We start from the raw sequence: 24743 nt of genomic DNA, 5'->3' as shown, positions 1-24743 counted from the left end.
TCTGTGATCGGGACGTGTTTTTAGTCGCAGTGGCGGTCGTATTGGCTTAAGCATCGGTTTGCGGAGGCCGATACTGTCCGATGGAGCACGCTTACCTCGCTCGCGGTGGCTAAAACTTGACTTAGCGGTCGAGATTTGGCCGGATTCTTGACCATAATGGGAATCTGAGCGAACGCGCTGGCCAATCCAGCTCGTATGATAGCGGGAGGCGCTAATGGATTCGCTGGATCTGGATCAAGTGATGGACGATATCATCCCGAGAGGGGAAAACAGGCCTCCGGCCCCCAATTATCCGGCCCGACAGCGGCCGCGCGCCCCGGACGACGCGGCGGCGGCGCTGGACCTCGTGTCTCAGGCGGCCGCAGCGATAAAGGAGCTCGAGAAGCAGTCCGCGCAAGCGGTGGCGCGAGCTCATACCGCCGCCAATGCGGTGCGGGAAAAGCTGGAGCGCGCCGAAGAGCGCGGCGACCGCGCCGAAGCGGCGTTGCGCAAATCTGAAGCGGAAGCCGCCGAACTCTCGACCGCTCTGGTTCAGTCGCGCAATGAGGTTGAGGCGCTCCAGTCGCTTCTCGCGGCGACGCAGACCGAGCTTGCGGCCATGGAGCAGCGGGCGATGGTCGCGGAAAAGCGCGGCGCTGAATCAGACGCCGCGATGCAACGGATCGTCGACGCGATTAGAACGCAGCTTCCGGTCAAGGTCGCCGAACAGACCAACCCCGCCGCCTGACGCGTAGCGCTGGCGTCGCGGCGAGCCCGCGCCGCCTTGGCGCCGAATCGATCGCATTCAGACCTATTTAGGCGGCATGACGTCGCCGTTTGCCTTTGCTCGCGCATCTGCGCGATTGCCCCTCCGCGGGTCGCTCGCTTTTCAACCGCCGAAGAATCCGCGCATCGCCGCGAACAGGCCTTTCCGGCTTGCCGTCGCTGGAGGCGCTAGCGCGGCGTTTTCTGCCTGGAGCCGTTCGGCGTCGAGTTCGACGCCGGCGCGCGCGACGAGCGCGGCGAGCGTCGGCGCTTCATGCGCGGGCGCCCAGCCGCCGGCGCGACGCAAGTCGAGATAGGCGCCCAGCATGTCGGCGGCGTCGGTCGCGCCCGCTTCCGCGAAATGCGCCTGCGCTCGTTCGACCGCGGCGGCGTCGGCGATCTGGCGCGCGGCGTTCGCCGCGTCGCGCCTTACGCCGTCGTCGATCGCCAAAGCGATCCGCGCCTCGCGCAGCGCGCCGATTTCCGGTTCTTTCAACAGCGCGCGCAGGAGCCGCGCTTCCTGCGTGGCGTCGAGCCCCGCAGGGGCCATGCCGCGCGCGCCGCAGGCGTCAAGATAGCGCGCAAGGAGCGAGGGCGCGCCGCGCGCGCCTGGCGCTTCGGCGCTCGGGCGCGCCGACTGGGCGAAATCGCCGCCATGCGCGACCGCCGCGGCAAGCGCCGGGTCGGCGCAAAAGGCGCCGTAGCCGCCAAATTGTTGCAGTCGGGCGCGGGCCGGCCCGGCGGCGTCGATGGCAAGCGCGGCGAAGCTCGTATGGGCCAGAGGCTCTAACGTATCCCATAGGCCGGGCGGTTCGAAACGGGCGGCGACTTCGGCGCGCGCCAGGGCGCCGTTCAGCGATGCGACGAGCTTGTCGCAGCGGCTCCTCAACCCCGCGGCGCGTTCGGTTACGGCGCGGGCGGCGGCGCCCGACGCGGCGCGCGCGGCGTCGGCGGCGCGGCGCATCAGCTCGTCGACGAGTCCCTCGTCCGCCGTCGGGCGACACGGCGTAAGTCCGTCGCCCTCGACGCGAAACATGCGCGCATAGGCGGGACCACCGGGATCGACCGGCGCGACGCCCAAATCCCCTGGCCCCGCGGCCGGGCAGACGAGTCCCACGTCATCGCCGAGCGCCGCGGCGTAGAATTCGATCTCGACCGTCTCGCCCATGCCGGGCGCGCTTTTCTCGCGGCCGCGGCGCAGGGCGACGCCATCCGCCTCGGCCGTCTCCGGATCGACGAGCAGCGACAGAAGATTGGCGACGACCACCGGTTCGGCCGTTTCCGCGGCGTCGGGAAATTCCTGATTCTCTCCCGTCGCCTGTCGCAAATCCTCGGCGGTGATCGGATCGACGGCGGGTTCTCCCGCCGCCCGCTGGTCGAGGGTCCAGCCTTTCAGCCGGCGGCGCTGGTTCATCGCCAGCGCCACGCTGCATCGGCCAAGCAATGTGGCGCTCTCTTCGATCGAATCGGGAATGCGCAAGCGAAGGATGACGCGCGGCGCGCCGGACTCGCGCAGCCAATGTTCCATGATGGCGAAAGGCGCCTCGCGCGCGTCGCCGGCCGCCGAACTCTCGAATGGCGCCGCCTCCAGGACGAGTCGGCTCTGATAGGCCGGGAAAATGCGGCGCGCCGGCGCGAGGCGAATGACGACGCCGGCGTCGGCGCGTTCGACCGCGCGGCGCTGGCCGATCGCCCAGACCAGTCTTGCGCCGGCCGCCGCGGTCTGCTCGCGCGACAGCCGCTCCACGTCGCCGCGCGCCGGAAACGCCGCCAGCCGAAAGGCGACCGGTTCGGCGCCGCCGGCGTCCGGCAGCAATGTCATCAGCAGACGCCAGTCCGCGGTTTGCGGCAGGTCGCGCTCGGCGGCGAGCGCCAAGGTGAGTTCGGCGCCGTCGCCGGCGGTCAGACGCACGAATCGGCAGTCGGCCGGCAGGTCAATGACGATGATGCGCGAGCGCCAGCGCGCGGCATCGATAATGTCGACGAGAACAGGCGCGCTGGCGAAGCGTTCGTCGCGCGCAGAGAAGACGGTGAGTTCCGGTCGAACCGACGAAGCGGTCGCGCGATCGGCGCCGTCGAACCAGCCGATCGCCAGTCTGCGCCGCCCATCCCAGAAATAATCGAACTGCTCCCTCCACATCGACGGCCGCGCCTAAGGGTTGGCATGGCGCCGGCGCCATGCGAAGCTGAAGTCAATGGCAGCATATCCGCCCGGACAGCGGTCGTGCAATTCGTCGGCGAATAGCGCGAAGCGCGCCAGATCCATGCGCAATGTCATGACGTTGTTCCGCCATATAGTGCGGGTAGGGGCGAGATGGGCGACCGGCGCCTTGCAATGAGGCTTGCAGGATTTCATGGCCTAGCAATGAGTAACGCGGGGCTTTGATGAAAATTTTGATCACCGGGGGCGCGGGGTTCATCGGCTCGGCGGTTACGCGCGCGAGCGTTCGCCAAGGGGTTGATCAGATACTCGTCCTCGACAAGCTCACCTATGCGGGAAATCTGGCTTCGCTGCGACCCGTCGCGGACAGTCCGAATTTTTCTTTCCTGCAGGCCGACATCTGCGACGCCGGCGCGGTCGCGGGCGCTTTCGCCGATTTCAAGCCCGACGTCGTCATGCATCTCGCCGCCGAGAGCCATGTCGATCGTTCAATCGACGGGCCGGCCGCCTTCATCGAAACCAATGTGGTCGGCACTTTTGTCATGCTGCGGACGGCGCTCGACTATTGGCGCGGGCTCGATCCCGACCGCGCCCGCGACTTCCGCTTCATGCATATCTCCACCGATGAAGTGTTCGGCGCGCTGGGCGCGGAAGGCCTCTTCCGGGAAGACACGCCCTATGCGCCCACCTCGCCCTATTCGGCGTCGAAGGCCGGCTCGGACCATCTCGTTCGCGCCTGGCGCCATACCTACGGCTTGCCGACCATCGTCACCAATTGCTCCAATAATTACGGTCCCTATCATTTTCCCGAAAAGCTCATTCCGCTCACCATCATCAATGCGATCGAGGAGAAGCCGCTGCCGGTCTATGGCCGCGGCGAGAATGTGCGCGACTGGCTCTATGTCGAGGATCACGCCTCGGCGCTGATGTGCGTGGCGCGCGACGGCCAGATCGGCGAATCCTACAACGTCGGCGGACGCAACGAATGGCGCAACATCGACGTGGTCGAAGCGATCTGCGATCTGATGGACGAATTCCGCCCACGGCCGGCCGGGCCGCACCGCGATCTGATTTCGTTCGTCACCGATCGGCCGGGACATGATTTGCGCTATGCGATCGATGCTTCGAAAATTGAACGCGAACTCGGATGGCGGCCCGCTGAACGGTTTGAAACCGGCCTTCGCAAGACCGTGCGCTGGTATCTGGATAATCCCGACTGGTGGCAGGCGATCCGATCGGGCACATATCGCGGCGAACGCCTCGGCGTGATCGCCGAAAAAGCTGAAGCCGTCGCCTAAAAGCGCGATTGGGGGGACGGTTTGTTCGAAGATCTGGAGCTTTCGGGACTGAAGCTGGTCACGCCCAAAAAATTTGGCGACGGACGCGGCTTTTTTTGCGAAACGCATAATGAAAGAACCTGGGCGAACGCCGGATTGAACTTCGACTTCGTCCAGGACAATCATTCGCTGTCGCGCGACGTCGGCACGGTGCGCGGCCTGCATTTCCAGACCGCTCCCTTCGCGCAGGACAAGCTCGTTCGCGTGGTCAGCGGCGCCATTCTCGACATCGCCGTCGATCTGCGCCGGTCGTCGCCGACATTCGGTCGACACGTCGTCGTCGAGCTTTCCAAAGAGAACTGGCGCCAGCTGTTCATTCCCATCGGATTCGCGCATGGCTTCGTCACGCTCGAGCCCGATACTGAAGTCATCTACAAGGTGACGAATTTTTATTCGCCGCAGCATGATTGCGGCGTCGCCTGGGACGATCCGGACATCGGCGTCGATTGGCCGGTCGTCGCCGAGAACGTCGTGTTGTCGGACAAGGATCGCAAATGGCCGCGCCTGCGCGACCTGCCGGAGGTTTTCGACTAAGTGGGCAAGCTGAAGCGCATCGCCGTCACCGGACTGAGCGGCCAGGTCGTCAGCTCGCTCATCGAACGGGCGCCGAACGGGGTCGAAATGCTCGCACTCGGCCGTCCCCGTTTCGATCTTTCCTCGCGCGACATGGTGCTCGCTTCGCTGCGCAGCGTGCGTTGCGACGCCATCGTCAACGCCGCCGCCTATACGCAGGTCGACAAAGCCGAAAGCGAGCCGGAGACGGCGATGAGCGTCAACGGCGCCGGCGCTGGCTTTGTCGCCGAAACCGCGTCCGAGCTGAATGTGCCGCTGCTGCATCTGTCGACTGACTATGTGTTCGATGGGGCGCTCGATCGACCCTACCGCGAGGATGACGCGCCATGTCCGACCGGGGCCTATGGACGGTCAAAGCTCGAGGGCGAAAGGCAGATCACGGCGCGCTGCGACAATTGCGTTATTTTGCGCACCGCATGGGTCTATAGCCCATTCGGGACGAATTTCGTCAAGACGATGCTGCGTCTCGGGGAAACGCGCGATGAAATCGGCGTCGTCGCCGATCAGATTGGCAATCCGACGAGCGCGCTCGACATTGCCGACGCGCTGCTGGCGATCGCCGAAAGACTTGTCGACGACTCGGATTCCCGTCTGCGCGGCGTTTTCCACATGACCGGCCAGGGCGAAGCGAGCTGGGCCGATATGGCGGAAGCGATCTTCTCAGCGGCCGAGGCCAAGGGCCGCAAGCCGGTCCGCGTCAAGCGCATCGCCACCGCCGACTATCCGACGCCGGCGCGCCGGCCGCCGAATTCCCGGCTCGACAACGCCAAGCTTGAAGCCAATTACGGGATCGCGCTGCCGAATTGGCGCGACTCTCTCAACGCCTGCGTCGCCAGATTAATCGAACACTGAACAGGACTCCCATGCGCGGCATCATTCTCGCCGGAGGCAGCGGCACAAGGCTGCATCCGATGACGCTCGTCACGTCGAAGCAATTGCTCCCCGTCTACGACAAGCCGATGATCTATTATCCGCTCAGCACGCTGATGCTGGCCGGCGTGCGCGAAATCCTGATCATCACCACGCCGGAGGATCTGCTGTCGTTCAAACGTCTGCTCGGCAGCGGCGCGCAATGGGGATTGTCTCTGTCTTACGCCGTGCAGCCTCGGCCAGAGGGGCTAGCGCAAGCTTATGTTATCGGCGCCGATTTCGTCGACGGCGCGCCTTCGGTGCTCATTCTCGGCGACAATATTTTTTATGGCCATGGCTTGCCCGACGCGCTGAGCGAATCGGCGCATAGCGCGGCCACGGTGTTCGCCTATCATGTGCGCGATCCGGAGCGATATGGCGTGGTCGAATTCGATTCAGACGGCAGCGCGATCTCGATCGAGGAAAAGCCGCCACAGCCCCGATCCAATTGGGCGGTGACAGGCCTCTATTTTTACGACGGGCGCGCCTCGCAATTCGCGGCGCAGTTGAAGCCGTCGCCGCGCGGCGAGCTGGAGATCACAGATCTCAACCGCGTCTATCTGGAGCTTGGCGAACTGCAGGTCGCTCGATTGGGCCGCGGATTCGCCTGGCTCGACACCGGCACCCCGGAAGCGCTGATCGAGGCGGGCGAATATGTGCGCGCGATCGAACAACGTCAGGGCCAGCGCGTGGCCTGTCTTGAAGAGATTGCTTTCCGGGCGGGGTGGATCGACTCCGCGCAGGCGCGCGCGACGGCGTCAAAACTCGCGAAGAGCGGTTACGGTCAATATGTTTCGCAGGTGCTCGCGGAAATCGAGCGGGACTTCTCGCCCGTCGACGGGCGCGGCGCCGCCACGGCGCGGCGCAGCTCCGAGGCGACAGCGGCGGGATCGAACAGTCGGGCTGCGTCGGCCGATGGCGCCGCGTGAGGCTGGCGCGCGACGATGGCGCCGATGAAAGGCTCCATGCGCGCGACGCTTTCTTCGATCGAATCGGCAAGCGATGCAGGATCAAGGCGGTCGGGCGCGACAATATTGTCGAACCTGCGGCGCAGATCCTTTCCGGCGAAAACGTTGGATATTGTCGCGAGTCCCGCTTCCGCCATTTCGAGCGGCGGATAGCTCGGGTGGGAAGAGACCATCAGCGAAACGCCGACCAGCGCGCGATTGAGATAGTCGGCGTAGTCTTCGAGACGGGCTTTTCCGCCGATGGTCGCATTCTGCACCGGATAGATCAGTGAATCCGGAAAGTCCTCGCCCAGGAAAACGACGCTCCAGCGGCTGGCGCGAATCGGATCACGCTGCTGCCAAATGACCAGCGCCGCGCAAATCAGCTCGAAAGCGTTGCGCGCCACGGCTGGCCGTCCGTAAACCAGCATGATCGGCTCGCGCGGAACGCTGGCGCGCCGCTCGCGGATGCGCTCGTTCAGCTCATAGGGAACGTAATAAGCCCTGGGGAAGCGATATTTCTCGGTCATGACCGAAAATAGCTCTTCGGAGTTGATGATCGCGATCGTCTGTTCGCCGTAATGATAGGTCGCTTCCGCGAGACCGGATTTCGCGCCGCGGCCGTAAAAATTCGGCTCGTCGTCCTGAATGAGGTACACGAACGGCCGCGCGCCGCCGAAATAACGGGCCCGGTCGCGCTCCAAGGCGAGGGCGAATTCCGCGGTCCACCAGGCGGTGGCGAAGAAAAATTCATTGGCGCGCAGGTTCAGCCTGCCGCCCTCCCGCTCATTGGCGTCGACCAGCGCCGCGTTCTCGGCGTCGAGGCTCGCCGCGTAGGGAACCGGCGTATAGTCGGAGAGCGCCGCATAGGCCTCGGGTTCGATATCCGCGTCGGTCACGACGATGCGCGCGTCGAAACCGTCGCCGAGTTCGGTCAACAGCTTTGAGAAGAGCTTCATCGCCGTGGCGATGCCGCCGAATGTCTGCTGCGGATTGACGGTCGGCGTGAGCAGCGTCAGGCGCGGTCGCTCGTTGCGCGAGGGATAGGAGAGGAGCGGCCGAGTCTCGGCGATCAGCGTCGAAAAGGGGTGGAAATTGGAATCGACGCAGGCGAGCGCGGGCTGGAAGACCTTGAGTCGATGTCTCTCTACGTCTTCGCGGCTGCGCACCGGCATCAACGTATGACCCATCGGATAAAGGTCGCGCTGCACAACCTTGAGCCATTCGTAGCCGCGCGACTCGGCGATCATCAGCAAGGAACGCTCAATGGCATGCGCCAGGGTGCCGTCGACCTGGCCGCTCTCTTGCGGAAAATCGTCAAAATCGATGTCGAGGTCGAGCAGCGAACGGAACGCGGCGGTTCTTCCCCAGAACATCGAACCCGAGGGAAATTCGAGTGTGAGGTTCTTGTCGATCTCGACGTTGATGCGCTTCAGAAGGTTTCGCGCCAGATCATAGTCGTAGCCCCAATTCAAAATGCCGCGCAGTTCGAAAAGATGCTGGGGGAAGACGACGCCCAGTCTTGGATCGTCGAAAAGCGACAAAATCGAGCCGGCGATGGCCTCGGAGCCGATGAGATTGTCGAGGAGATAGTCGCGCCAGCGCGCCAGCGCCTCGCCGCCATGCGGCGAGCGCTTCGTGTGGAGATGGATGAAGAGTTCGTAATTGGCGTAGACGTCGCGAAAACCGAAAAATTTGGCGGCGATGTCGCGTCCGCGATTCGGACAGACCCGCGTGACGACCTTGCCCTTGCGCCAGTCGCCGCAGACCTTGTCGACCGCCAGCTTCTTTTCCTCGGTGTCCGTCGAGACGCAAAGATCCAGCGCGCCGGGAACATTCTGCAGCTTTTCCAGAACAAGCGGCAGCACATCGGGATAGAAGGCGTGGACGATGGCGACGATCGAGCGTGGGCGCTCGGGGGCCGCGTCATAGGCGAAGGGCGTTTCGAGCGCGAAATCCATTTCATTGACCGGGCGGCGGGAGGGAATGACCCCGTCCGGCTTGGTCAGCTGATAGGTGTAATAATAGCTGATCGCCGCCTGTCGCAGCGGGTCGTTAATCGGATTGCGCCGCCGGCCCAACGGCGGATCATATTGCGCGGCGATCTGGCGCAACACCGCGCCGCAGGCGGCGCGCAAGCCTTGCTCGCGCAAGAAGCGGGGCCCGTCCCGCAGGAGATCGCGCGGCGCGAGGAACACGCCGACCGGCGAATCGATGAGTTTCGCCAATTCGCGCATCGCGGCGCCGTAAAGCGCCACGACGCCCCGCGTCGTCAGGATGATATAGCCATTGCGCAGATGGCGGCGCGCCCATTGGAGGCGGTTCTCCCGCTTCTTGTTCGTCATGGGCGCCTTCCCGTTAAGCTTTGGCGATCCAGCGGCCCTGAAAATTAACGAGTTTCATCCGCCGGGGCGTGAACAAGCCGATTTCTTCGCCATGACTTAGCCAGAAATCCGGCGTAACGAAACCCTGCGCGCGCTGGGGGCTGCGCCTGGGGAAGGCGCCGGAAACGACCGGCCGCCGCTCGGGACTCATGATCAAACTCGACAATGTTTTCAAATATTATCGCTCGAGCGGCCACAGAAAGGTCGTGCTCGATCACGTCAGCCTCGATTTTGCGGCTGGCCGCAGCTACGGCATTTTGGGGGTCAACGGCGCCGGCAAATCGACCCTGATGCGGCTCCTGGCGGGCACCGAACTGCCCAATGGCGGCCGGATCGCGCGTTCCTCGCGCGTTTCCTGGCCGCTCGGATTTTCGGGCGGCCTGCACCCGATGATGAGCGGGCGCGAAAACGTGAAATTCGTGGCGCGGGTTTACGGAGAGGACGCGCGCAGGGTCATCAACTTCGTCGAGGACTTCGCCGAGATCGGGGCGTATATCGACGCGCCAATCCGCACCTATTCGTCGGGCATGTTGGCGCGCCTCGCCTTTGGCCTTTCGCTGTCGATCGATTTCGAGTGCTATCTCATCGACGAGGTCACCGCGGTCGGCGACGCGCGCTTTGCGGCTCGCTGCAAGGACGAATTCGCCAAGCGCCGGCGTACGGCCGACGTGATCATGGTGTCGCACGCCATGACGACAATTCAGCAATATTGCGATCGCGGCATGGTGTTGGCGGGAGGGCAAATCCACGTTTTCTCCAAGCTCGACGAAGCGATCGAACTTTATAAAAAACTCAATGCCTGAAGCCATGTCCGCGCAGCAGTCGAAGCTCTCGGTCGCGCTCGCGGAGCCCGAGCGCGCGCCGCTGAGCCCGCAGGACGCGACCGCCAAGGCGAAGTCGATCGCCCATGCGCTGCGCAGGGCGGCGAACAAGTCGCGCGCGCCGACGAGAGTCATCACCGGGGGCGGCGGCTTTCAGGCGCGCCGCGGCGACCGCGCCTTCCGACTCGGCATCCTCGCCAGTTTCGCGGCCTTTGTCGTCGCCCCGTTTCTCGTCGCGTCGATCTATTGGGGACTGATCGCCAGCAAGCAATATGTGACGGAGACTAAATTCGCCTTGCGCGCCGGAGAAGCGTCGAGTCTCGACATGTTGAGCGGGGGCGGCGGCGGTTCGCAGGGTTCTCAGCACATGCAGGACGCGCAGGTCCTCGTCAATTTCATCCGCAGCCGCTCGATGGTTGAAGCGCTCGACCGGAAAATCGGATTGCGCGCGATGTTTACGCGGCCCGGCGTCGACTATTTCTCGAGCTTCGATCCGGAGGATCCCGTCGAGGAGTTCGAGAAATATTGGAAAAAGCGAATAGACGCCAGCGTCGACCTCATATCGGGCATCATCTCCGTTCATGTGCGGGCCTTCACGCCGAATGACTCGCTGACGATCTCGCAAAATGTCGCCGAGCTTTCGGAGCGGCTGGTTAATGAAATGTCAACGCGCTCGCGGCGGGACGCGCTGGCGCAGGCGCGCACCGAGCTGACGCGCGCGGAGCAACAGCTGAAGAATGCGACCGCCGCCATGCGCGACGCGCGCAACGCTGAGGGCGTGCTCGACGCGCCGGCCGCGGCGGACGCGATCAACAAGGTCATCACCTCGCTGCGGCTCGAACTCGCGCAGACGCAGGAAGACCTTGCTCTCCATAGCGACGCGGAGACGCTCGAATCGCCTCAGGCGCGGCTGCTCACCGCCCGCGTTCAGAGCCTCAAGAGCCAGATCGACGATTATTCGACGCAAATCGCCGGCGCCGGCGAAAAGGGAACGGACTCTCTCGCGCAGCACGCCGGCATCCTCTCGCGGCATCAGATCGAACTTTCGCTCGCTGAGCAAAGATATGGGGTCGCCGCGTCGGCGTTCGAAAACGCGCGCGTCGAACTGGAAACGCAGCGCGCCTATCTGATCTCCTTTCTTCGCCCGACGCTTGCGGAAAAGTCTCTCTATCCGCAGCGCTGGATCGAATGGGCGATCATCGTCGCCCCGGCGACGATCGCCTGGTTGGCGTTCCTCGCTGTGGCGTTCCTCGTTCGCGATCACATGGCGAAATAATCCGCGAAGTCCGGTCTAAAGCGCGCGTCGGCCGCGCTCAATTGTTCGATTGGAGCGTTCGTGTTCTTCCATATTGACTATGACAAGGGCGCCGCCATCAGCGGCTGGCTCGCGCCGGACAACCCATCCGCCGTTCCAAAAATCCTGGTGCGCAGGCCGGGAGAAGAGGACATTGAAATCCTCGCCACCGTCGACCGTCCGGACGTGCGCGACCTAGGGGTTCACGCCACCGGCCTCGTCGGGTTCAATATTGACGACGCGATCGTCAAGCGGCTCGCCGACGTCGAGGATATCGAACTTCTCGAAGCAGACACCGGCATTCTGATCTATCGGCGATTTAAGAAAGGCAAGCATATCGAGCGCAAATTTTTTCTGTTCGACAGTTCAATTCGCCCCATTGAGAAACTGGGCGGTCGATCGAAAAATCTGTTCACGCTCACCTATCCGTCGACGGAGCGCTACGGCTTCGAGACAATGCTTGTGCTCATCAACAATAATTTCAACAAGTCGATTTTCATGTCGGGGCGCTCGAGCTACCCGCGCTATTCGCACTTTCTTTCCAACGCGAAGTTCGCCACGGCGGCGCTGCTCAATGACCCGTTCGAAGAGCTGGCGCAGCGGCTGGTGATCCTCAACCTGATCCAGAAGTCGGATTCGACTCACATGTTGCCGCTGCTTTTCACCGGGTTGACGGCGCTATCCGAGTTCTCGCGCGACCTGCCGGTCGAAGATTCGAAAGCGTTACTCACGAAATTCCGCAATCTAACTGACGAGGAGCGCGAGGCGTTCACGAGCCCGATGACGCGCATGTTCGGCTGCATCCCGGGCGAGACGCCGGAGCGTCGCCATGTCACAGGCGCGCTCGAAAACCTCGCTTCGATGGATCTTGTCGGCGTGCGCAGCCGCTTTCGCGATTTCAGCGCGCTGCTCGCGGGCATTCTTGGCCATGATCTTGCCGGAGACTATGAGCCGGCGGTGCACCCTTCGATCAGCGCGCTCGCCGACCGATTGTCGCGCATCAGCCTTGTCGCCGACCTTCTCGAAGACGATTTGGCGCTATATTCATTCGCCGAGGAGTCGATCGTGTCGGCGCTGTCCGACGACGCCAATGTCGTTGCGCGCGACACTCAAACCATGTGATCCTCGATGCTCGCGTAAATCAGCGCGATCGTGGTCCAGATCACGAGCAATCCGCAAAACAGCAACACCGTATTGACGACAACCTTCGGATAGGTGGCCGATTCGGGCAGCGTCGGCTCGACCACGGTGATCAGATAGAGCTGTTGCTTTTCAAGCTCCTGCCGCGCCCGATGGTAGGAGGTCTGCGCGATCGAATAGAGCTTTTCAGCGAATTGCTCGTCGAGCTTCAAACGCTCGTAAGCCGCGATCTGCGAGGAGACGGTGTCCGAGGCCTGGTTGTCCGCAAGCTTCTTCTTTAGCTCCGCGAGCTGCTGGTCGATCGCGGCAAGACGCGTGCGTTGCAGGCGCTGGCTGGGCGCGTCGCCGTCGAGCGACGAGGAAAAGGTCGAAAGCGCGTTGACGAGATCGATGCGCTCGAGCGTGAGCTTCCCCATCTGTTCGCCGATGCTCGTGGCCCGCGACGCCGGATCGATGATGACGTTCTGGTTGCGAAACTGGAGCGTCTTCTCGCGCGCTTCGGCGAGCGCCTGACGCGAAAGCGTCACTTCGAGCTCGGCGCGGCTCAAGGCGTCCCCGCGATTGCGCAGCGTGATCTTATTGACCAACTGTTCGCTGAGCCTGACGATGTCGCGCGCCACGTCGAGCGCATCCTTGGGTAGGAAAGCGTCGGCGCGAACCGTTAAAATGCCGGACTGGGTGTCGACGCTGGCGCTAAGATGGCTCAGCCAATATTTCCAGAGGTCTTCCGCATTGGCGTTTCTGCCCAGCCGGGAGAAATAATCGATGCCAGAGCGTGCAAACTTCTTTTCCATGTAGTCGCGGCCGCCGAGATCGGCGACGATCGCGCGGCTTTTCACGTAATTGAGGACGATGAATGCGTCTTGCGATGCGGAGTCCGAGCCGCCGCCCCCTATAAATTTGCTGGCCATCGAGGCCGCATCGGCGCCGGATTTTTTTTCATGTTGGTCTCGAACAGTCAGCCGCGTCTCGGCGACGTAACGCTCAGACTGCCAGAAGCAGGCGTAAAGCCAGAACAGGACAGTCGGCAGCACGACGGCATAGAGAAAGCCGCGTCCCAGCATTCCGCCGCCGGCGCCCGTCCTGGCGGTCGAAATCGTTTCCGCCACGCCTTCGAGGCCTTGGCGAATCAGAGCCGGCAGCCGGCTCGCGGCGTCCTTCGTCGTCAGCGGCGCGAAAATCCTCACCGCCGTCGTCGAGGAGACACGCGCCACGTTCTGCGCGGTGGCGATGACTCCAGACAGTTTACGCGGTCTTCGAGCCCGATGCGTGCTCATCTACCCTCAAGTCGCTGACCTGGTTCATGCGTTCGGCATGTTAACTGAGGCTGATCGCTTAAGCGCGTCGACGGGTCGGCATTTCCTTCGGCCCCGCCATTCGGGCGAAGGAGGCGATTTTTCCGCGCCGCAAATTAAGCGGCTCGGGGGCCAGGCGCAAGCGTCCAAGGTCATGGTAAAGCTTCGCTCGGCGCGTAGAGAGACAGGCCGGGATGGAAATGCGGATCGTCGCGAACCACGGCGCGCCAGCGCGCGTAGAATGCGGCGCGCTCCTTTTGATAGACGCGCTGTAGACGGATCGAGCCGCCTTTGCGGCTCGCCGACTGACGATGGATCAATATGGTCTGCGTATGGCAGATCGAGCGCCAGCCTCGCGCGGCCAGGCGCAGGCAGAGGTCCACATCGTTCAGTTCGACGGGAAGTTCGATTTCGTCGAAGCCGCCGACATCATCGAATTTGCGTCGCTCGACCATCATGCAGGCGCCGGTCACCGCCGAAACCTCGTGCGGAGCGACATTGCGGTCCATCCAGCCGCGGTCGCTGGCGCTGACGCCGGCGCCAAAATGGCCGGCGACGCCGCCCATGCCCAGCAACACGCCGACGTGCTGCACATGGCCCTGCGGATAAAGGAGCTTGGCGCCGACGGCGCCGACGTCGGGCGCGATCGCAAAATAGAGCAGCCGCTCGATCCAGTCCGGCGTCACGATTTCCGTGTCGTTATTGAGGAAAACAAGAAATTCGCCACGGGCCGTCCGCGCGCCGCAGTTGCAAAGCGCGGAAAAATTGAACGGTCCCCGTGTGCGCAGGACCGTGAGCCTTGCGTCTTTCGCCTGCAACGCCAGCAGCAACGCCTGCGTGCGCGGCTCGACGCTGTCATTGTCGACGACGATGACCTCAAATTTAGGATAGAGGCTGCTGCGCAGCAGGCTGTCGAGACAGGGCGCGAGCAGATCGACGCGGTCGCGGGTGGGGATGACGACGCTCACCATCGGCGCCTCGCCGCGGAATATGGCGTCGATCGTCGTTCGCCGCGTCTTCGCCGCGCGCGCAAGGTGAAGCATTGGCCGGCGCAGCGCACCGACTTCGCCCTGTTTCGCGGCCGACAACAGTCCGTCGATCAGTTCGTCGGCGTCGGCGTCTCGCCAATCGGAGCGTTCCGCCAGAAGGCGCGCGCGAAAACAGGCGGCGCGGCCAACGTAATTTTCGAAGCGGTGGAGCGTCTCGCTCCAGCCGGGCTTATAGCGCGGGCGTAAGGCGCCGCCCTCGCCGACCGTCTCATCGGCATAGGCGATCATCTGTTGCGGATGGCGGGCGAAATGTTCGATGAGATAGCCGCAGGCATAGGGCTCCAGCCGATCTCCGGCGAGGAGCGGCAGAACAAAATCATGCGCGTCGATCCCAGCGTCGGCGGCCTTTGTGAAAAAGGCGCAATTTGGATAGGTCTGCGCTGCGAGGCTCGCGCGCGTCGTTTCAATGTCCTGCGGCGCCGCGCCGCGCGAGTCGACAAGCGCGACCACTCGCGGCCCGTTTTTCCAGTTGCTCCGGAGCCGATCGAAGCGAGGATCGTTCGCGCGCCTGCGCGCGGCGCGCCATGACGGATAGGCAGACATCGGCGCGGCGCCGAACGCCCAGCGCCAGTTGAGTTCGGCTTCCTCGCTCAATCCGACCATGCCGGCGGAAAGCGCAAAGAACAGACGCTTGGGCGCCGCCGCGGCCTTGCGCAGCGCCTCGAAGCGGCTCACCGGCCGCGCGCTCTCTAAGCGGAAGTTAAAGCGACCGGGGCGATTTGTCGGGCTGATCCAGATGTCGGTCGTTTCGCGCGGAACGCGTCCGATCCATACGCCCGCGCCTTCGCAGGGTCCGGGAAGAATCGTCTCCCTGAAGTCCTCGCCAAGCCAGAAACGCAGGATCGGCCGTGTCGGTTCGTCGTAAAAGCTGGCCGCGTAGCGAAGTTCGACAACGCCGCCGCGGGGCATGTCCTGCAGGCCGCTCAGGCGCAACCATGGCTCCCGCGACAGGGCGACAAATTCCTCCTCGTCGCGACCAACGTCGCGCGCGGCCTCCAAGGTCATGGAGTCGCTGGCGGCGTCCAAGGGCGGCAAATTCAGCGGCTCGGCCCGGCGCATGCGCGCGAGTGAATTAGAACTGGGTCGATGGCGGCGCGCCTCAGGGATAATCGCGTTTTGATAATGATCTCCAAAATGTCGCATTGCGAGTCGAACGACCGCGGTCGACGAGCTGCGCCAGACGCGCAGGAACCTATGGTCGCTTCGCGACGAGGTCAATGCGCGCTTGCGTTGAAATCTGGTGAAAGCTGATCACGACCGAGAAGGAGCGGGCCGTCGGCGGCATGGCCTGGGCGGCGCGGCGTCGCCCGAACGGTTTTTCTTGATTTTCCGCGCTTCTCCTGTCATATAGGTCCAACTTCATCTCATAGTGATCATTCTCGGGTGATCGAAATTTGAGAGTGGGGCCCCTCGGGGACCCGCTCTTTTTGTTTTGATCGGCCGAGGCGCTTTAAGGACCAAGCTTGACGCAAGACGCCGCCGCCATCGCGACCCTCGAAGAACCGCGTTTCGTCGCCGAGACCGGCGTCGCCGCGCGCGTCGCGCATCTCGCCGAGCCGGTGCTGGCGCAACTGGGCTACCGGATCGTTCGCGTGCGGCTCATGCAGCAGAACGGACAGACTTTGCAAATCATGGCGGAGCGTCCGGACGGCGCGATGACGATCGACGATTGCGAGGCGGCGAGCCAGGCGCTGTCGCCGGAACTCGACGTCGCCGATCTCATCGCCAATGAATATCGGCTGGAGATTTCTTCGCCCGGCGTTGACCGTCCGCTGGTGCGCCTGTCCGATTTTCTCCGCGCCATCAGCCATGAGGCGAAGATCGAATTGACCCATCCGCTCGCGAGCGGACGCAAGCGTTTTCGTGGGATCATTCGCGGCGTCGAAGGCGAAGGCCATGACGCGATGCTTATGCTCGAGCGCACCGACGCGGGGCCGGACGAGGAAAAAACCGTTTCGTTGCCGCTTGCCGATCTCGACGAAGGCCGGCTGGTTTTGACCGAGGCGCTGATCCGCGAGTCGCTTCGCGCCGGCAAGCATCAGCAGGCTGAAGAACAGCAGGATGAGGCGGACGCCGAGCAGCGCCCGCGCCGCGGACCGGGACGCTTTCGCGGGCCCGCGCAACAGAAGCAAAAGCCGCTGGTTCCGGCCGGCGTGCAAACCCAATTCAAGAAGGCCGGGGGCAAACAAAAGCCGACCGGCCGTTCGAGGGGAGAGTGACGATGGCCGTCAGCGCCAACCGACTTGAGATTTTGCAGATCGCCGACGCCGTCGCGCGCGAGAAATCGATCGACCGATCGATCGTCATCGCGTCGATGGAGGACGCGCTGCAAAAGGCGGCTCGCTCGCGCTACGGCCAGGAGACCGAAGTGCGCGCCGAGATCAACGCCAAGACCGGCGAGGTGCGATTCTCGCGGCTGCTGCTCGTGGTCGAGGAAGTCGACAATGATGCGACGCAGATTTCACTCGCTGACGCCCGCAAGCGCAATCCGGCGGCGCAAGCCGGCGACTGGATTTCCGAAACGCTGCCGCCCTTCGATTTCGGCCGTATCGCGGCGCAGTCGGCCAAGCAGATCATCGTCCAAAAGGTGCGCGAGGCCGAGCGCGACCGTCAATATGAGGAATACAAGGATCGCATCGGCGAAATCGTCAACGGCGTCGTGAAGCGCGTCGAATATGGCAATGTGATCATCGACCTTGGCCGCGGCGAAGCGATCATCCGCCGCGACGAAATGATCCCGCGCGAAATGTTCCGGCCCGGCGATCGGGTGCGCGCCTATGTCTATGACGTGCGGCGCGAGCAGCGCGGTCCGCAGATTTTCCTGTCGCGCACCCATCCGCAATTCATGGCGAAGCTCTTCAAGCAGGAAGTGCCGGAAATCTACGACGGCGTCATCGAGGTGAAGTCGGTGGCCCGCGATCCCGGCTCGCGCGCCAAGATCGCGGTGGTGTCGCGCGATTCCTCGATCGATCCGGTCGGCGCCTGCGTCGGCATGCGCGGCTCCCGCGTTCAGGCGGTCGTCGGCGAGCTGCAGGGCGAGCGCATCGACATCATTCCCTGGTCGGCGGACGCGGCGACTTTCATCGTCAATGCGCTGCAACCCGCGGAAGTGGTCAAGGTCGTCCTCGACGAGGACAGTTCGCGCATCGAAGTGGTGGTGCCGGACGATCAGCTGTCGCTCGCGATCGGCCGCCGCGGCCAGAATGTGCGTCTCGCCTCGCAACTCACCGGCTGGGACATCGACATTCTCACCGAGGCCGAAGAATCGGAGCGTCGGCAGAAGGAATTCATCGAGCGCACCAAAGTGTTCATGGGCGCGATCGACGTCGACGAGGTCGTCGGCCGTCTGCTGGCCTCGGAAGGCTTTCGCTCGGTCGAGGAGCTCGCTTATGTCGAGCTTTCCGAACTCGCGTCGATCGAAGGCTTCGACGAGGAAACGGCGGGAGAAATCCAAAACCGCGCGAAGAATTATCTTGAGCGCATCGAGGCCGAGAATGAAGCGCGCCGCAAGGAGCTCGGCGTCGCCGACGAATTGCGCGAGATCGAGGGCCTGACGACGGCGATGATGGTGCGGCTTGGCGAAAACGACGTGAAGACCATCGAGGATTTCGCCGGCTGCGTGCCAGACGATCTTGTCGGCTGGAGCGAGAAGAAGGACGGCGAAACGGTCAAGCATGAGGGCTTCTTCGAGGGCATCGACCTGTCGCGCGAAGAGGCCGAGGCGATGATCATGACGGCGCGGGTGCGCGCCGGCTGGATCGAAGAGCCTGTTGCGGCGGCCGAGGCGGAAACGGAAGCTGAAGCGCAGCCGGAAGGCGAATAACGGATTTGATCGAAACGATGACGCGCGAGCCGCATGTTTCGGAGCGGACCTGCATCGTGACGCGCCGGCGCGGCGCGCCCGAGGCGATGATCCGCTTCGTGCGCGGCCCTGACGGCGCGCTCGCGCCCGACATCGCGGCGCGCCTGCCGGGCCGCGGCGTCTGGGTGACGGGGCGCGCCGACCTCGTCGCGCAGGCGGCGCGCAAGCATTTATTCGCGCGCTCCTTGAAGACGAGCGTCGCCGCCGACCCTCAGCTTGCCGACGACGTCGACCGGCTGCTCGAAGCCGATTGTCTGCGGATGCTGTCGCTCGCCAACAAGGCTGGCGCCGTCATGGCGGGCTTCGGCAAGGTCGCCGACGCGCTCGCGCAAGGCGGCGTCGGCGCGCTGATCGAAGCCCGCGACGGCGGCGAAGACGGCAGGCGGAAGCTTGCCCAAGCGGCGCGGCGCGCCGAATCAACGGCCCCCGTCATCGGCTTATTTGCGTCGTTACAATTGGATTTGGCGTTGGGCCGCACAAATGTGATACATGCTGCCCTCGCCGAGGGCGGGGCGAGCACGGCTTTTATCGCGCGATGCCGTCGACTTGCGGCCTATCGGGGCGTATGCCTCGGCGGCGGGGCGGCGTCGGGCGAAGACATCGAAGCGTCGCCGAACGGCGGCGCGAGAGAAGGTTAACGGGTCGAGCGACCCAGGATTGGGATCTGGATGAGCGAAGGCGAGAACAGCGGCGACAAAACTTTGACCGTCGCGCCGTCGAAGACGTTGCATTTGAAGCAGCGACCGGTCGAGCACGGCATGGTCCGCCAGAGCTTCTCCCATGGCCGTTCGAAAGTGGTCGTGGTCGAGAAGGTGAAGCGCCGCGCCCCTGGACATGTCGAGCCGGCGAAGCCCGCAGGCGCGCCTGCGCCCGCCGCCGCGCCCACCCCTGCTCCGCCGCCGAAGGCTGCGCCGAAATCCGAGACTCAGCGCCCGGCGCCGGCGTCGCGTTCCAGCTCCGGCGTCGTGCTCCGCGCATTGACCGACGAGGAGCGCGAGGCGCGCGCCCGCGCGCTGGTCGACGCCAAATCGCGCGAAGAGGATGATCGCCGCCGCGCCGAAACCGAGGCGAAGGCCCGCGCAGAACGCGACGAGCGCGAGCGCGCCGAACGCGCGGCCGCCGACTCGCGCAAGCGCGAGGAGGAGGAGCGTCTCACGCGGGAGGCGGAATCAAAGCGCAAATCCGAGGAAGAGGCGCGTCGCCGACTGCCCCCGGAATCCGCTGGTCTGACGCCGCCGCCGCGGCCTGCGGCCGCCGCCCCTGCGCCGCCGCGTCCGGCCGCCGCCCGCCCTGCTGGAGAGTCCGAGCAGCCGCGCCGCCCGCCCGTGCGCCAGATCGGCGGCTTCACGCCGCCGACTCCGCCGCGGCCGGCTCCGTCGCGCGGCGGAGCCATGAAGGATCGCGGCCGCTTGACGGTCGCCACCGCCACCGCCGGCGCCGACGAAGAGCGCACGCGTTCGGTCGCCTCCTTCAAGCGCCGGCAGCAGCGCCTGTTCCGGGGCCAGGTGGAGCAAAAGGAAAAAATCTCCCGCGAAGTGACGTTGCCCGAGACGATCACGATTCAGGAACTGGCGAACCGCATGTCGGAACGCGGGGTCGACGTCATCCGCCTGCTGATGAAGCAGGGCGAGATGCGCAAGATCACCGACGTCATCGACGCCGACACCGCGCAGCTCGTCGCCGAGGAGATGGGCCATACCGTCAAGCGCGTCGCCGAATCCGACGTCGAGGAAGGCCTGTTCGACGCGCCTGACGTCGAGACAGAGCTCGAGACGCGGCCGCCGGTCGTCACCATCATGGGCCATGTCGACCACGGCAAGACGTCGCTGCTCGACGCCATCCGCCACGCCAATGTCGTCGCCGGCGAGGCGGGCGGCATCACCCAGCATATCGGCGCTTATCAGGTCACGTCGCCGGGCGGGCTGCCGATCACCTTCATCGATACGCCGGGCCATGCCGCCTTCACGGCGATGCGCGCGCGCGGCGCCAGGGTGACCGACATCGTCGTTCTGGTCGTCGCCGCCGACGACGGCGTCATGCCGCAGACGATCGAGGCGATCAATCATGCCCGCGCCGCGCATGTGCCGCTGATCGTCGCGATCAACAAGATCGACAAGCCGGATGCAAAACCCGAACGGGTGCGCACCGAATTGCTGCAGTATGAGGTGCAGGTCGAATCCATGGGCGGCGAGACGCTCGAAGTCGAGGTCTCGGCGAAGCAGAAGACTAATCTCGACCGGCTGCTCGAAGCGATCGCGCTGCAGGCCGAGGTGCTTGACCTGAAGGCCAACCCGGGCCGCGCCGCGGAAGGCACGGTCATCGAGGCGCGTCTCGACAAGGGACGCGGTCCGGTCGCGACCGTGCTGGTCCAGCGCGGGACGCTGCGCGTCGGCGATATCGCCGTCGCCGGCACCCAATGGGGGCGCGTGCGCGCGCTGCTCGACGACCAGGGCGTTTCGCGTCAGGAGGCGGGGCCGAGCTTCCCTGTCGAAATTCTCGGCTTCAACGGCACGCCGGAGGCGGGCGATCGCGTCGCGGTCGTCGACTCCGAGGCCCGCGCCAGAGAGATCACCGAATATCGCGAGCGGATGAAGCGCGACAAGATCGCCGCACGCGGCGGCTCGGCGCGCGGTTCGCTCTCCGACATGATGAGCCAGCTCAAGACGGCGGGCCGCAAGGAATTTCCGCTGGTCATCAAGGGCGACGTGCAGGGCTCGGTCGAAGCCATCGCCGCGGCGCTCGAAAAGCTCGGCACCGACGAGGTCGGTGCGCGCGTCGTGCATGCCGGCGTCGGCGGCATTTCGGAATCCGATATCTCGCTCGCCGAAGCCTCCAACGCCGCGGTCATCGGCTTCAACGTGCGCGCGCATAAAGAGGCGCGCGACGCAGCGGAACGCGCCGGCATCGAAATCCGCTATTACAACATCATCTACAATCTCGTGGATGACGTGAAGGCGGCGATGTCCGGCCTCTTGGCCCCGACGTTGCGCGAAACCATGCTCGGCAACGCGACGATTCTCGAAGTGTTCGACATTTCCAAGGTCGGCAAGGTCGCCGGCTGCCGCGTCACCGACGGCAATGTCGAGCGCGGCGCCAATGTCCGGCTCATCCGCGACAATGTCGTCGTCCATGAAGGCAAGCTCTCGACGCTCAAGCGCTTCAAGGACGAGGTCAAGGAGGTCGCCGCCGGACAGGAATGCGGCATGGCCTTCGAGAATTATCAGGACATGCGCGCCGGCGACGTGATCGAATGCTACCGCGTCGAGGAGATCAAGCGGACGCTGTGAGGAATGCCCGACGCGTTTTCGGGAGCGACCGATGAACAGACGTTTCGAGTTCAAAGCGGAAGGGGTGAGCGAGTTAATCGCCGCCTTGCCCCGAGCCGTTTCTGACCTGGAATGGCTCCTCGGCGAGCTTCAGCGGTTGCAGACAGCGGTCGACGAAGCTTCACAGGCGCATGATGACGCAAACGAGAGTTTGAAGGTGAACGCCAAAGCGGAAGAAGTCTTGGGAATGATCTTGTCGGCCGACGGCGGCGCCGAATTCCTGAGGGACATGGACAAGCGATCGCGCGCGCAGAATATTGATTGCGACGACGGGGCGAATTCGGCGAATGAAGAGTTCGAGGCGTTGATTGCGGAGTCTTCGGGGGACGCCGATGGCGCGAGCGTCGCGTTGGCGACGGCATTTGCGTCGTTGAGGCGAAGCGCCGAGACGATGCGGGAGATGGTCGACGACACGCGACGCGACCGTGTAGAATTCGAAATTCGCCGTCGGCAAATCGACCGCACGCTGGCTCGAATCGACGAGACGCTCGAAGCGGCGATTGGTTCGTCGCAGTGACCGGGGACGCTGATCCCAATCGTTCGCCGTCTCCGAGTTCCGATTCTGATGCGAGCGGTTGGAAATTGTCCTGGGGGCGTTTCCTCGAATTTGGCGAGAACATTCTCGATTTGGAGCGATCGGTGACGGCCCTCAAGGCTGAGAACAAGGAACTTCGCAAGGACTTGCATGAGCTTCAACGCCAAGTTGACCGGATAGCCGGGAAGTTGGAGGGCGTTTCGGAATTCATCGCCGGGTCGATCGACGACAAAATTGACGCCAGGGTAGATAAGGCCGAAGTCCGCGCCTTTGAGCGGCTCCTTTCGATGGTCCGCGGTTCACAGCGCGAAATCGAATAACCACGGCAAGAGCCATGTCCCGATCCCACCATTTCGCCGGCTCGGCGCCGTCGCAGCGCATGTTGCGCGTCGGCGAACTCGTTCGCCACGCTTTCGCGCAGATGCTGTCGCGCGGCGACATCAACGATCCCGTGCTCGAAAAGCATGTCGTCACGGTCTCGCGCGTGAAGATGAGCCCCGACCTCAAGCTCGCGACGATTTACGTCATGCCGCTCGGCGGCCAGGACGAACCGCAGGTGCTCGCGGCGCTCGATCGCCACAAGCGATTCCTGCGCGGCGAGATCGCGCATGAGGTGAATTTGAAATTCGCGCCAGAGATCCGGTTTCGCATCGACGACACATTCGACAATGTGTCGAAGATCGACGCGCTGCTCGACTCCGAACATGTGAAGCGCGATCTCGCCGGCGGCGACGACGGCGAGGAGGATGGCGTCAAGGAATGAGCAAGAAGAAATCCAATCGCGTCGTCGTCGACGGCTGGGTGGCGCTCGATAAGCCGGTCGGGCTGACCTCGACGCAGGCGGTGTCGCGCCTCAAGCGCATTTACAATGCGCAGAAAGCCGGCCATGCCGGCACGCTCGATCCGCTCGCCTCCGGCATTCTTCCGGTCGCCTTCGGCGAAGCGACCAAGACCGTGCCTTTCGTGCAGGACGGCGAGAAGGCCTATCGCTTCACCGTGCGTTGGGGCGTCGAGACCAACACTGACGATTCCGACGGGCGCATGACGCAAGAGAGCGCTGCGCGGCCGGCGCGGGCCGATATCGAAGGCTTGCTACCGCGGTTCACCGGCGAGATTTTGCAGACCCCGCCGCAATTCTCGGCGATCAAGATTGCCGGCGAGCGCGCCTATGATATCGCTCGCGAAGGCGAGCAGGTCGAGTTGAAGCCGCGCGCGGTCAGCATCCACGCGCTGACGTTGATCGAGTCGTCGGCCGACGAGGCGACCTTTGTCATGGAGTGCGGCAAGGGCGCCTATGTGCGCGCGCTCGCGCGCGACATGGGCCGCGTCTTGGGCTGCTTCGGCCATGTCACGGCGCTGCGGCGCACGCGCGTCGGCCCCTTCATCGAAGAAGACGCCTATACGCTCGACGAGATCGAAAATCAGAATATGGCCGGAGAGGCGCTGCTCTCGGTCGAGGCCGGATTGGCCGAATTGCCCTGCGTCGTAGTCGATCGCGACACGGCGGCCCGGCTGCGGCGCGGCGGCTCGGTGATTCTGCGCGGCCGCGACGCGCCGCATGAGGGCGTCGTCTACGCCGCCTGCGGCGGCGTGCCGGTCGCCTTTGGCGAAATCGTCCAGGGCGCGCTCGCGCCGGCGCGGGTTTTCAACCTGCCGTTTTGAATCCTATTCGATAAGCGCGACGCCTTCCGCTCGGGCGGCGCGCTCCAATTCCGCGTCAAGCGTCGCGAGCGCGATTCCTTCTCGCGTGGCGAGTTCGAGATAGGCGGCGTCATAGGCCGTCAGCCGGTGCCTGCGCGCCAGCGACATGAGGCGTCTCTCCTCGCAGCCGGCGTCGATCGTTATCGGCAGGCGCGCGATGATGCGAAGAAGCCCTTCAGTTTCCTTTGGCGTCAATCGGCGCCGCCGCTCGCTGACCAGGAGCACATTGCGAAATTCGAAGAACAGTACGGTCGGCCCGACCGCCGTCTCTCTGCGAAGGCGTTCAATAGATCTGATCGCACGCGGCGGGCGTTCGTCCGCAAGAGCGAAGCCGGCAAGGATCGAGGCGTCGATAACAAAGCCGGTCAATATTTGTGGCCGTGATGGCGCGCGCCGAGCAACTCCGGCAGCGGCGCTTTTTTCGAGCGTTCTCGAAAGCTCGCCAGATCGTCGATGGCGCGATCGATTTCGGCTTGATGGAGACCGGTTTCAGGCGCCATGCGCGCGATGCGGCGCCCATGTCGCGTGATGACGATCGTTTCGCCGCGCTCGACGGCGGTCAGTAGCTCCGCCAGACGGGCTTTCGCGTCAGAGGCCTGTACTTCTCGCATGAGTTTTATTAAACTGGTTAAAATGACTGGTCAATATCAGCCCGCCAATTTTGA

At 64.1% G+C, this 24743-nt stretch carries 21 protein-coding genes and 1 pseudogene; 16 read left to right on the top strand and 6 right to left on the bottom strand.

Annotated elements, in window-relative coordinates; translation table 11 throughout:
* Nucleotides 1–214: 214 nt before the first annotated feature.
* Nucleotides 215–727, top strand: a complete 513-nt coding sequence (locus tag U1E20_RS10750; RefSeq protein ID WP_409980597.1) for an ABC transporter permease — start codon at nt 215–217, stop codon at nt 725–727.
* Nucleotides 728–868: 141 nt separating this feature from the next.
* On the opposite strand, the gene U1E20_RS10745 is transcribed toward U1E20_RS10750, so the two are convergent.
* On the bottom strand, nt 869–2884 hold the full coding sequence (locus tag U1E20_RS10745; protein ID WP_409980596.1) for a hypothetical protein: 2016 nt from the start codon (nt 2882–2884) through the stop codon (nt 869–871).
* Nucleotides 2885–3129: 245 nt separating this feature from the next.
* Here U1E20_RS10745 and rfbB point away from each other — a divergent pair, with 245 nt between their 5' ends.
* Genes rfbB through rfbA form a run of 4 tightly spaced genes read left to right on the top strand, consistent with a single transcriptional unit; the run spans nt 3130 to nt 6653 of the window.
* The gene (gene rfbB, locus U1E20_RS10740) at nt 3130–4203 is read left to right on the top strand and encodes a dTDP-glucose 4,6-dehydratase (protein ID WP_409980595.1); all 1074 of its coding nucleotides are present in this window, start codon (nt 3130–3132) and stop codon (nt 4201–4203) included.
* Between the two features lie 21 nt (nt 4204–4224).
* Nucleotides 4225–4776 (top strand): dTDP-4-dehydrorhamnose 3,5-epimerase, encoded by a 552-nt coding sequence (rfbC, locus tag U1E20_RS10735; RefSeq protein WP_409980594.1) that lies wholly within the window; start codon nt 4225–4227, stop codon nt 4774–4776.
* Between the two features lie 9 nt (nt 4777–4785).
* A complete protein-coding gene (rfbD, locus tag U1E20_RS10730; protein ID WP_409980813.1) occupies nt 4786–5667 on the top strand; it encodes a dTDP-4-dehydrorhamnose reductase in 882 nt (293 codons plus the stop codon).
* 11 nt (nt 5668–5678) lie between these two features.
* Nucleotides 5679–6653 carry a glucose-1-phosphate thymidylyltransferase RfbA gene (gene rfbA, locus U1E20_RS10725; RefSeq protein WP_409980593.1) on the top strand — a complete coding sequence of 325 codons (975 nt, stop codon included), beginning with the start codon at nt 5679–5681 and terminating at the stop codon, nt 6651–6653.
* A 68-nt stretch (nt 6654–6721) separates the two neighbouring features.
* Here rfbA and U1E20_RS10720 read toward each other — a convergent pair.
* Nucleotides 6722–8632 (bottom strand): annotated as a pseudogene (locus tag U1E20_RS10720) (rhamnan synthesis F family protein); the annotation flags it as partial.
* Nucleotides 8633–9204: 572 nt separating this feature from the next.
* On the opposite strand from U1E20_RS10720, the gene U1E20_RS10715 reads away from it, so the two are divergent.
* The 3 genes from U1E20_RS10715 to U1E20_RS10705 are packed head-to-tail and all read left to right on the top strand — an operon-like array spanning nt 9205 to nt 12292.
* The gene (locus U1E20_RS10715; protein ID WP_409980592.1) at nt 9205–9858 is read left to right on the top strand and encodes an ABC transporter ATP-binding protein; all 654 of its coding nucleotides are present in this window, start codon (nt 9205–9207) and stop codon (nt 9856–9858) included.
* On the top strand, nt 9851–11152 hold the full coding sequence (locus U1E20_RS10710; protein ID WP_409980591.1) for a hypothetical protein: 1302 nt from the start codon (nt 9851–9853) through the stop codon (nt 11150–11152). Before U1E20_RS10715 ends, U1E20_RS10710 begins: the two co-directional genes overlap by 8 nt.
* 60 nt (nt 11153–11212) lie before the next feature.
* Complete coding sequence (locus tag U1E20_RS10705) at nt 11213–12292, top strand: hypothetical protein (RefSeq protein WP_409980590.1); 1080 nt, start codon at nt 11213–11215, stop codon at nt 12290–12292.
* Here U1E20_RS10705 and U1E20_RS10700 read toward each other — a convergent pair.
* Together U1E20_RS10700 and U1E20_RS10695 are read right to left on the bottom strand one after the other, a co-directional pair.
* Nucleotides 12280–13587, bottom strand: a complete 1308-nt coding sequence (locus U1E20_RS10700; protein ID WP_409980589.1) for a hypothetical protein — start codon at nt 13585–13587, stop codon at nt 12280–12282. The genes U1E20_RS10705 and U1E20_RS10700 overlap by 13 nt on opposite strands.
* Before the next feature lie 170 nt (nt 13588–13757).
* Nucleotides 13758–15659 carry a glycosyltransferase family 2 protein gene (locus U1E20_RS10695; protein WP_409980588.1) on the bottom strand — a complete coding sequence of 634 codons (1902 nt, stop codon included), beginning with the start codon at nt 15657–15659 and terminating at the stop codon, nt 13758–13760.
* A gap of 458 nt (nt 15660–16117) precedes the next feature.
* On the opposite strand from U1E20_RS10695, the gene rimP reads away from it, so the two are divergent.
* From rimP to truB, 8 genes are all read left to right on the top strand, one after another.
* Nucleotides 16118–16873 (top strand): ribosome maturation factor RimP, encoded by a 756-nt coding sequence (gene rimP, locus U1E20_RS10690; protein WP_409980587.1) that lies wholly within the window; start codon nt 16118–16120, stop codon nt 16871–16873.
* A 2-nt stretch (nt 16874–16875) separates the two neighbouring features.
* Complete coding sequence (nusA, locus tag U1E20_RS10685; protein ID WP_409980586.1) at nt 16876–18477, top strand: transcription termination factor NusA; 1602 nt, start codon at nt 16876–16878, stop codon at nt 18475–18477.
* Between the two features lie 5 nt (nt 18478–18482).
* Nucleotides 18483–19154: an RNA-binding protein gene (locus U1E20_RS10680; protein ID WP_409980585.1), complete on the top strand. Its 672-nt coding sequence runs from the start codon at nt 18483–18485 to the stop codon at nt 19152–19154.
* Between the two features lie 30 nt (nt 19155–19184).
* On the top strand, nt 19185–21803 hold the full coding sequence (infB, locus tag U1E20_RS10675) for a translation initiation factor IF-2 (protein WP_409980584.1): 2619 nt from the start codon (nt 19185–19187) through the stop codon (nt 21801–21803).
* A gap of 31 nt (nt 21804–21834) precedes the next feature.
* The gene (locus tag U1E20_RS10670) at nt 21835–22359 is read left to right on the top strand and encodes a hypothetical protein (protein ID WP_409980583.1); all 525 of its coding nucleotides are present in this window, start codon (nt 21835–21837) and stop codon (nt 22357–22359) included.
* A gap of 122 nt (nt 22360–22481) precedes the next feature.
* The gene (locus U1E20_RS10665; protein WP_409980582.1) at nt 22482–22697 is read left to right on the top strand and encodes a hypothetical protein; all 216 of its coding nucleotides are present in this window, start codon (nt 22482–22484) and stop codon (nt 22695–22697) included.
* 14 nt (nt 22698–22711) lie between these two features.
* Nucleotides 22712–23140: a 30S ribosome-binding factor RbfA gene (gene rbfA / locus U1E20_RS10660; RefSeq protein WP_409980581.1), complete on the top strand. Its 429-nt coding sequence runs from the start codon at nt 22712–22714 to the stop codon at nt 23138–23140.
* Nucleotides 23137–24039: a tRNA pseudouridine(55) synthase TruB gene (truB, locus tag U1E20_RS10655; protein WP_409980580.1), complete on the top strand. Its 903-nt coding sequence runs from the start codon at nt 23137–23139 to the stop codon at nt 24037–24039. The genes rbfA and truB overlap by 4 nt, the downstream gene beginning before the upstream one ends.
* A 3-nt stretch (nt 24040–24042) precedes the next feature.
* On the opposite strand, the gene U1E20_RS10650 is transcribed toward truB, so the two are convergent.
* On the bottom strand, nt 24043–24447 hold the full coding sequence (locus U1E20_RS10650) for a type II toxin-antitoxin system VapC family toxin (RefSeq protein WP_409980579.1): 405 nt from the start codon (nt 24445–24447) through the stop codon (nt 24043–24045).
* Nucleotides 24444–24689 carry a type II toxin-antitoxin system Phd/YefM family antitoxin gene (locus tag U1E20_RS10645; RefSeq protein ID WP_409980578.1) on the bottom strand — a complete coding sequence of 82 codons (246 nt, stop codon included), beginning with the start codon at nt 24687–24689 and terminating at the stop codon, nt 24444–24446. Before U1E20_RS10645 ends, U1E20_RS10650 begins: the two co-directional genes overlap by 4 nt.
* Between the last annotated feature and the right edge of the window lie 54 nt (nt 24690–24743).

It is taken from the genome of Methylocystis sp., assembly GCF_046349115.1.
Lineage (GTDB): Bacteria > Pseudomonadota > Alphaproteobacteria > Rhizobiales > Beijerinckiaceae > Methylocystis.
The sequence above is the reverse complement of the archived record's forward strand: the minus strand, read 5'-3'. Positions and strand labels throughout refer to the sequence as shown.

What these genes read in the sequence shown, in the direction of transcription:
- U1E20_RS10750 (WP_409980597.1), top strand. Translation starts at nt 215, where the DNA reads ATGGATTCGCTGGATCTGGATCAAGTGATGGACGATATCATCCCGAGA.
- U1E20_RS10710 (WP_409980591.1), top strand. Translation starts at nt 9,851, where the DNA reads ATGCCTGAAGCCATGTCCGCGCAGCAGTCGAAGCTCTCGGTCGCGCTC.
- U1E20_RS10715 (WP_409980592.1), top strand. Translation starts at nt 9,205, where the DNA reads ATGATCAAACTCGACAATGTTTTCAAATATTATCGCTCGAGCGGCCAC.
- U1E20_RS10695 (WP_409980588.1), bottom strand. Translation starts at nt 15,659, where the DNA reads ATGACCTTGGAGGCCGCGCGCGACGTTGGTCGCGACGAGGAGGAATTT.
- rfbA (WP_409980593.1), top strand. Translation starts at nt 5,679, where the DNA reads ATGCGCGGCATCATTCTCGCCGGAGGCAGCGGCACAAGGCTGCATCCG.
- U1E20_RS10700 (WP_409980589.1), bottom strand. Translation starts at nt 13,587, where the DNA reads ATGAGCACGCATCGGGCTCGAAGACCGCGTAAACTGTCTGGAGTCATC.
- infB (WP_409980584.1), top strand. Translation starts at nt 19,185, where the DNA reads ATGAGCGAAGGCGAGAACAGCGGCGACAAAACTTTGACCGTCGCGCCG.
- nusA (WP_409980586.1), top strand. Translation starts at nt 16,876, where the DNA reads ATGGCCGTCAGCGCCAACCGACTTGAGATTTTGCAGATCGCCGACGCC.
- rfbB (WP_409980595.1), top strand. Translation starts at nt 3,130, where the DNA reads ATGAAAATTTTGATCACCGGGGGCGCGGGGTTCATCGGCTCGGCGGTT.
- rbfA (WP_409980581.1), top strand. Translation starts at nt 22,712, where the DNA reads ATGTCCCGATCCCACCATTTCGCCGGCTCGGCGCCGTCGCAGCGCATG.
- truB (WP_409980580.1), top strand. Translation starts at nt 23,137, where the DNA reads ATGAGCAAGAAGAAATCCAATCGCGTCGTCGTCGACGGCTGGGTGGCG.
- U1E20_RS10745 (WP_409980596.1), bottom strand. Translation starts at nt 2,884, where the DNA reads ATGTGGAGGGAGCAGTTCGATTATTTCTGGGATGGGCGGCGCAGACTG.
- U1E20_RS10645 (WP_409980578.1), bottom strand. Translation starts at nt 24,689, where the DNA reads ATGCGAGAAGTACAGGCCTCTGACGCGAAAGCCCGTCTGGCGGAGCTA.
- U1E20_RS10670 (WP_409980583.1), top strand. Translation starts at nt 21,835, where the DNA reads ATGAACAGACGTTTCGAGTTCAAAGCGGAAGGGGTGAGCGAGTTAATC.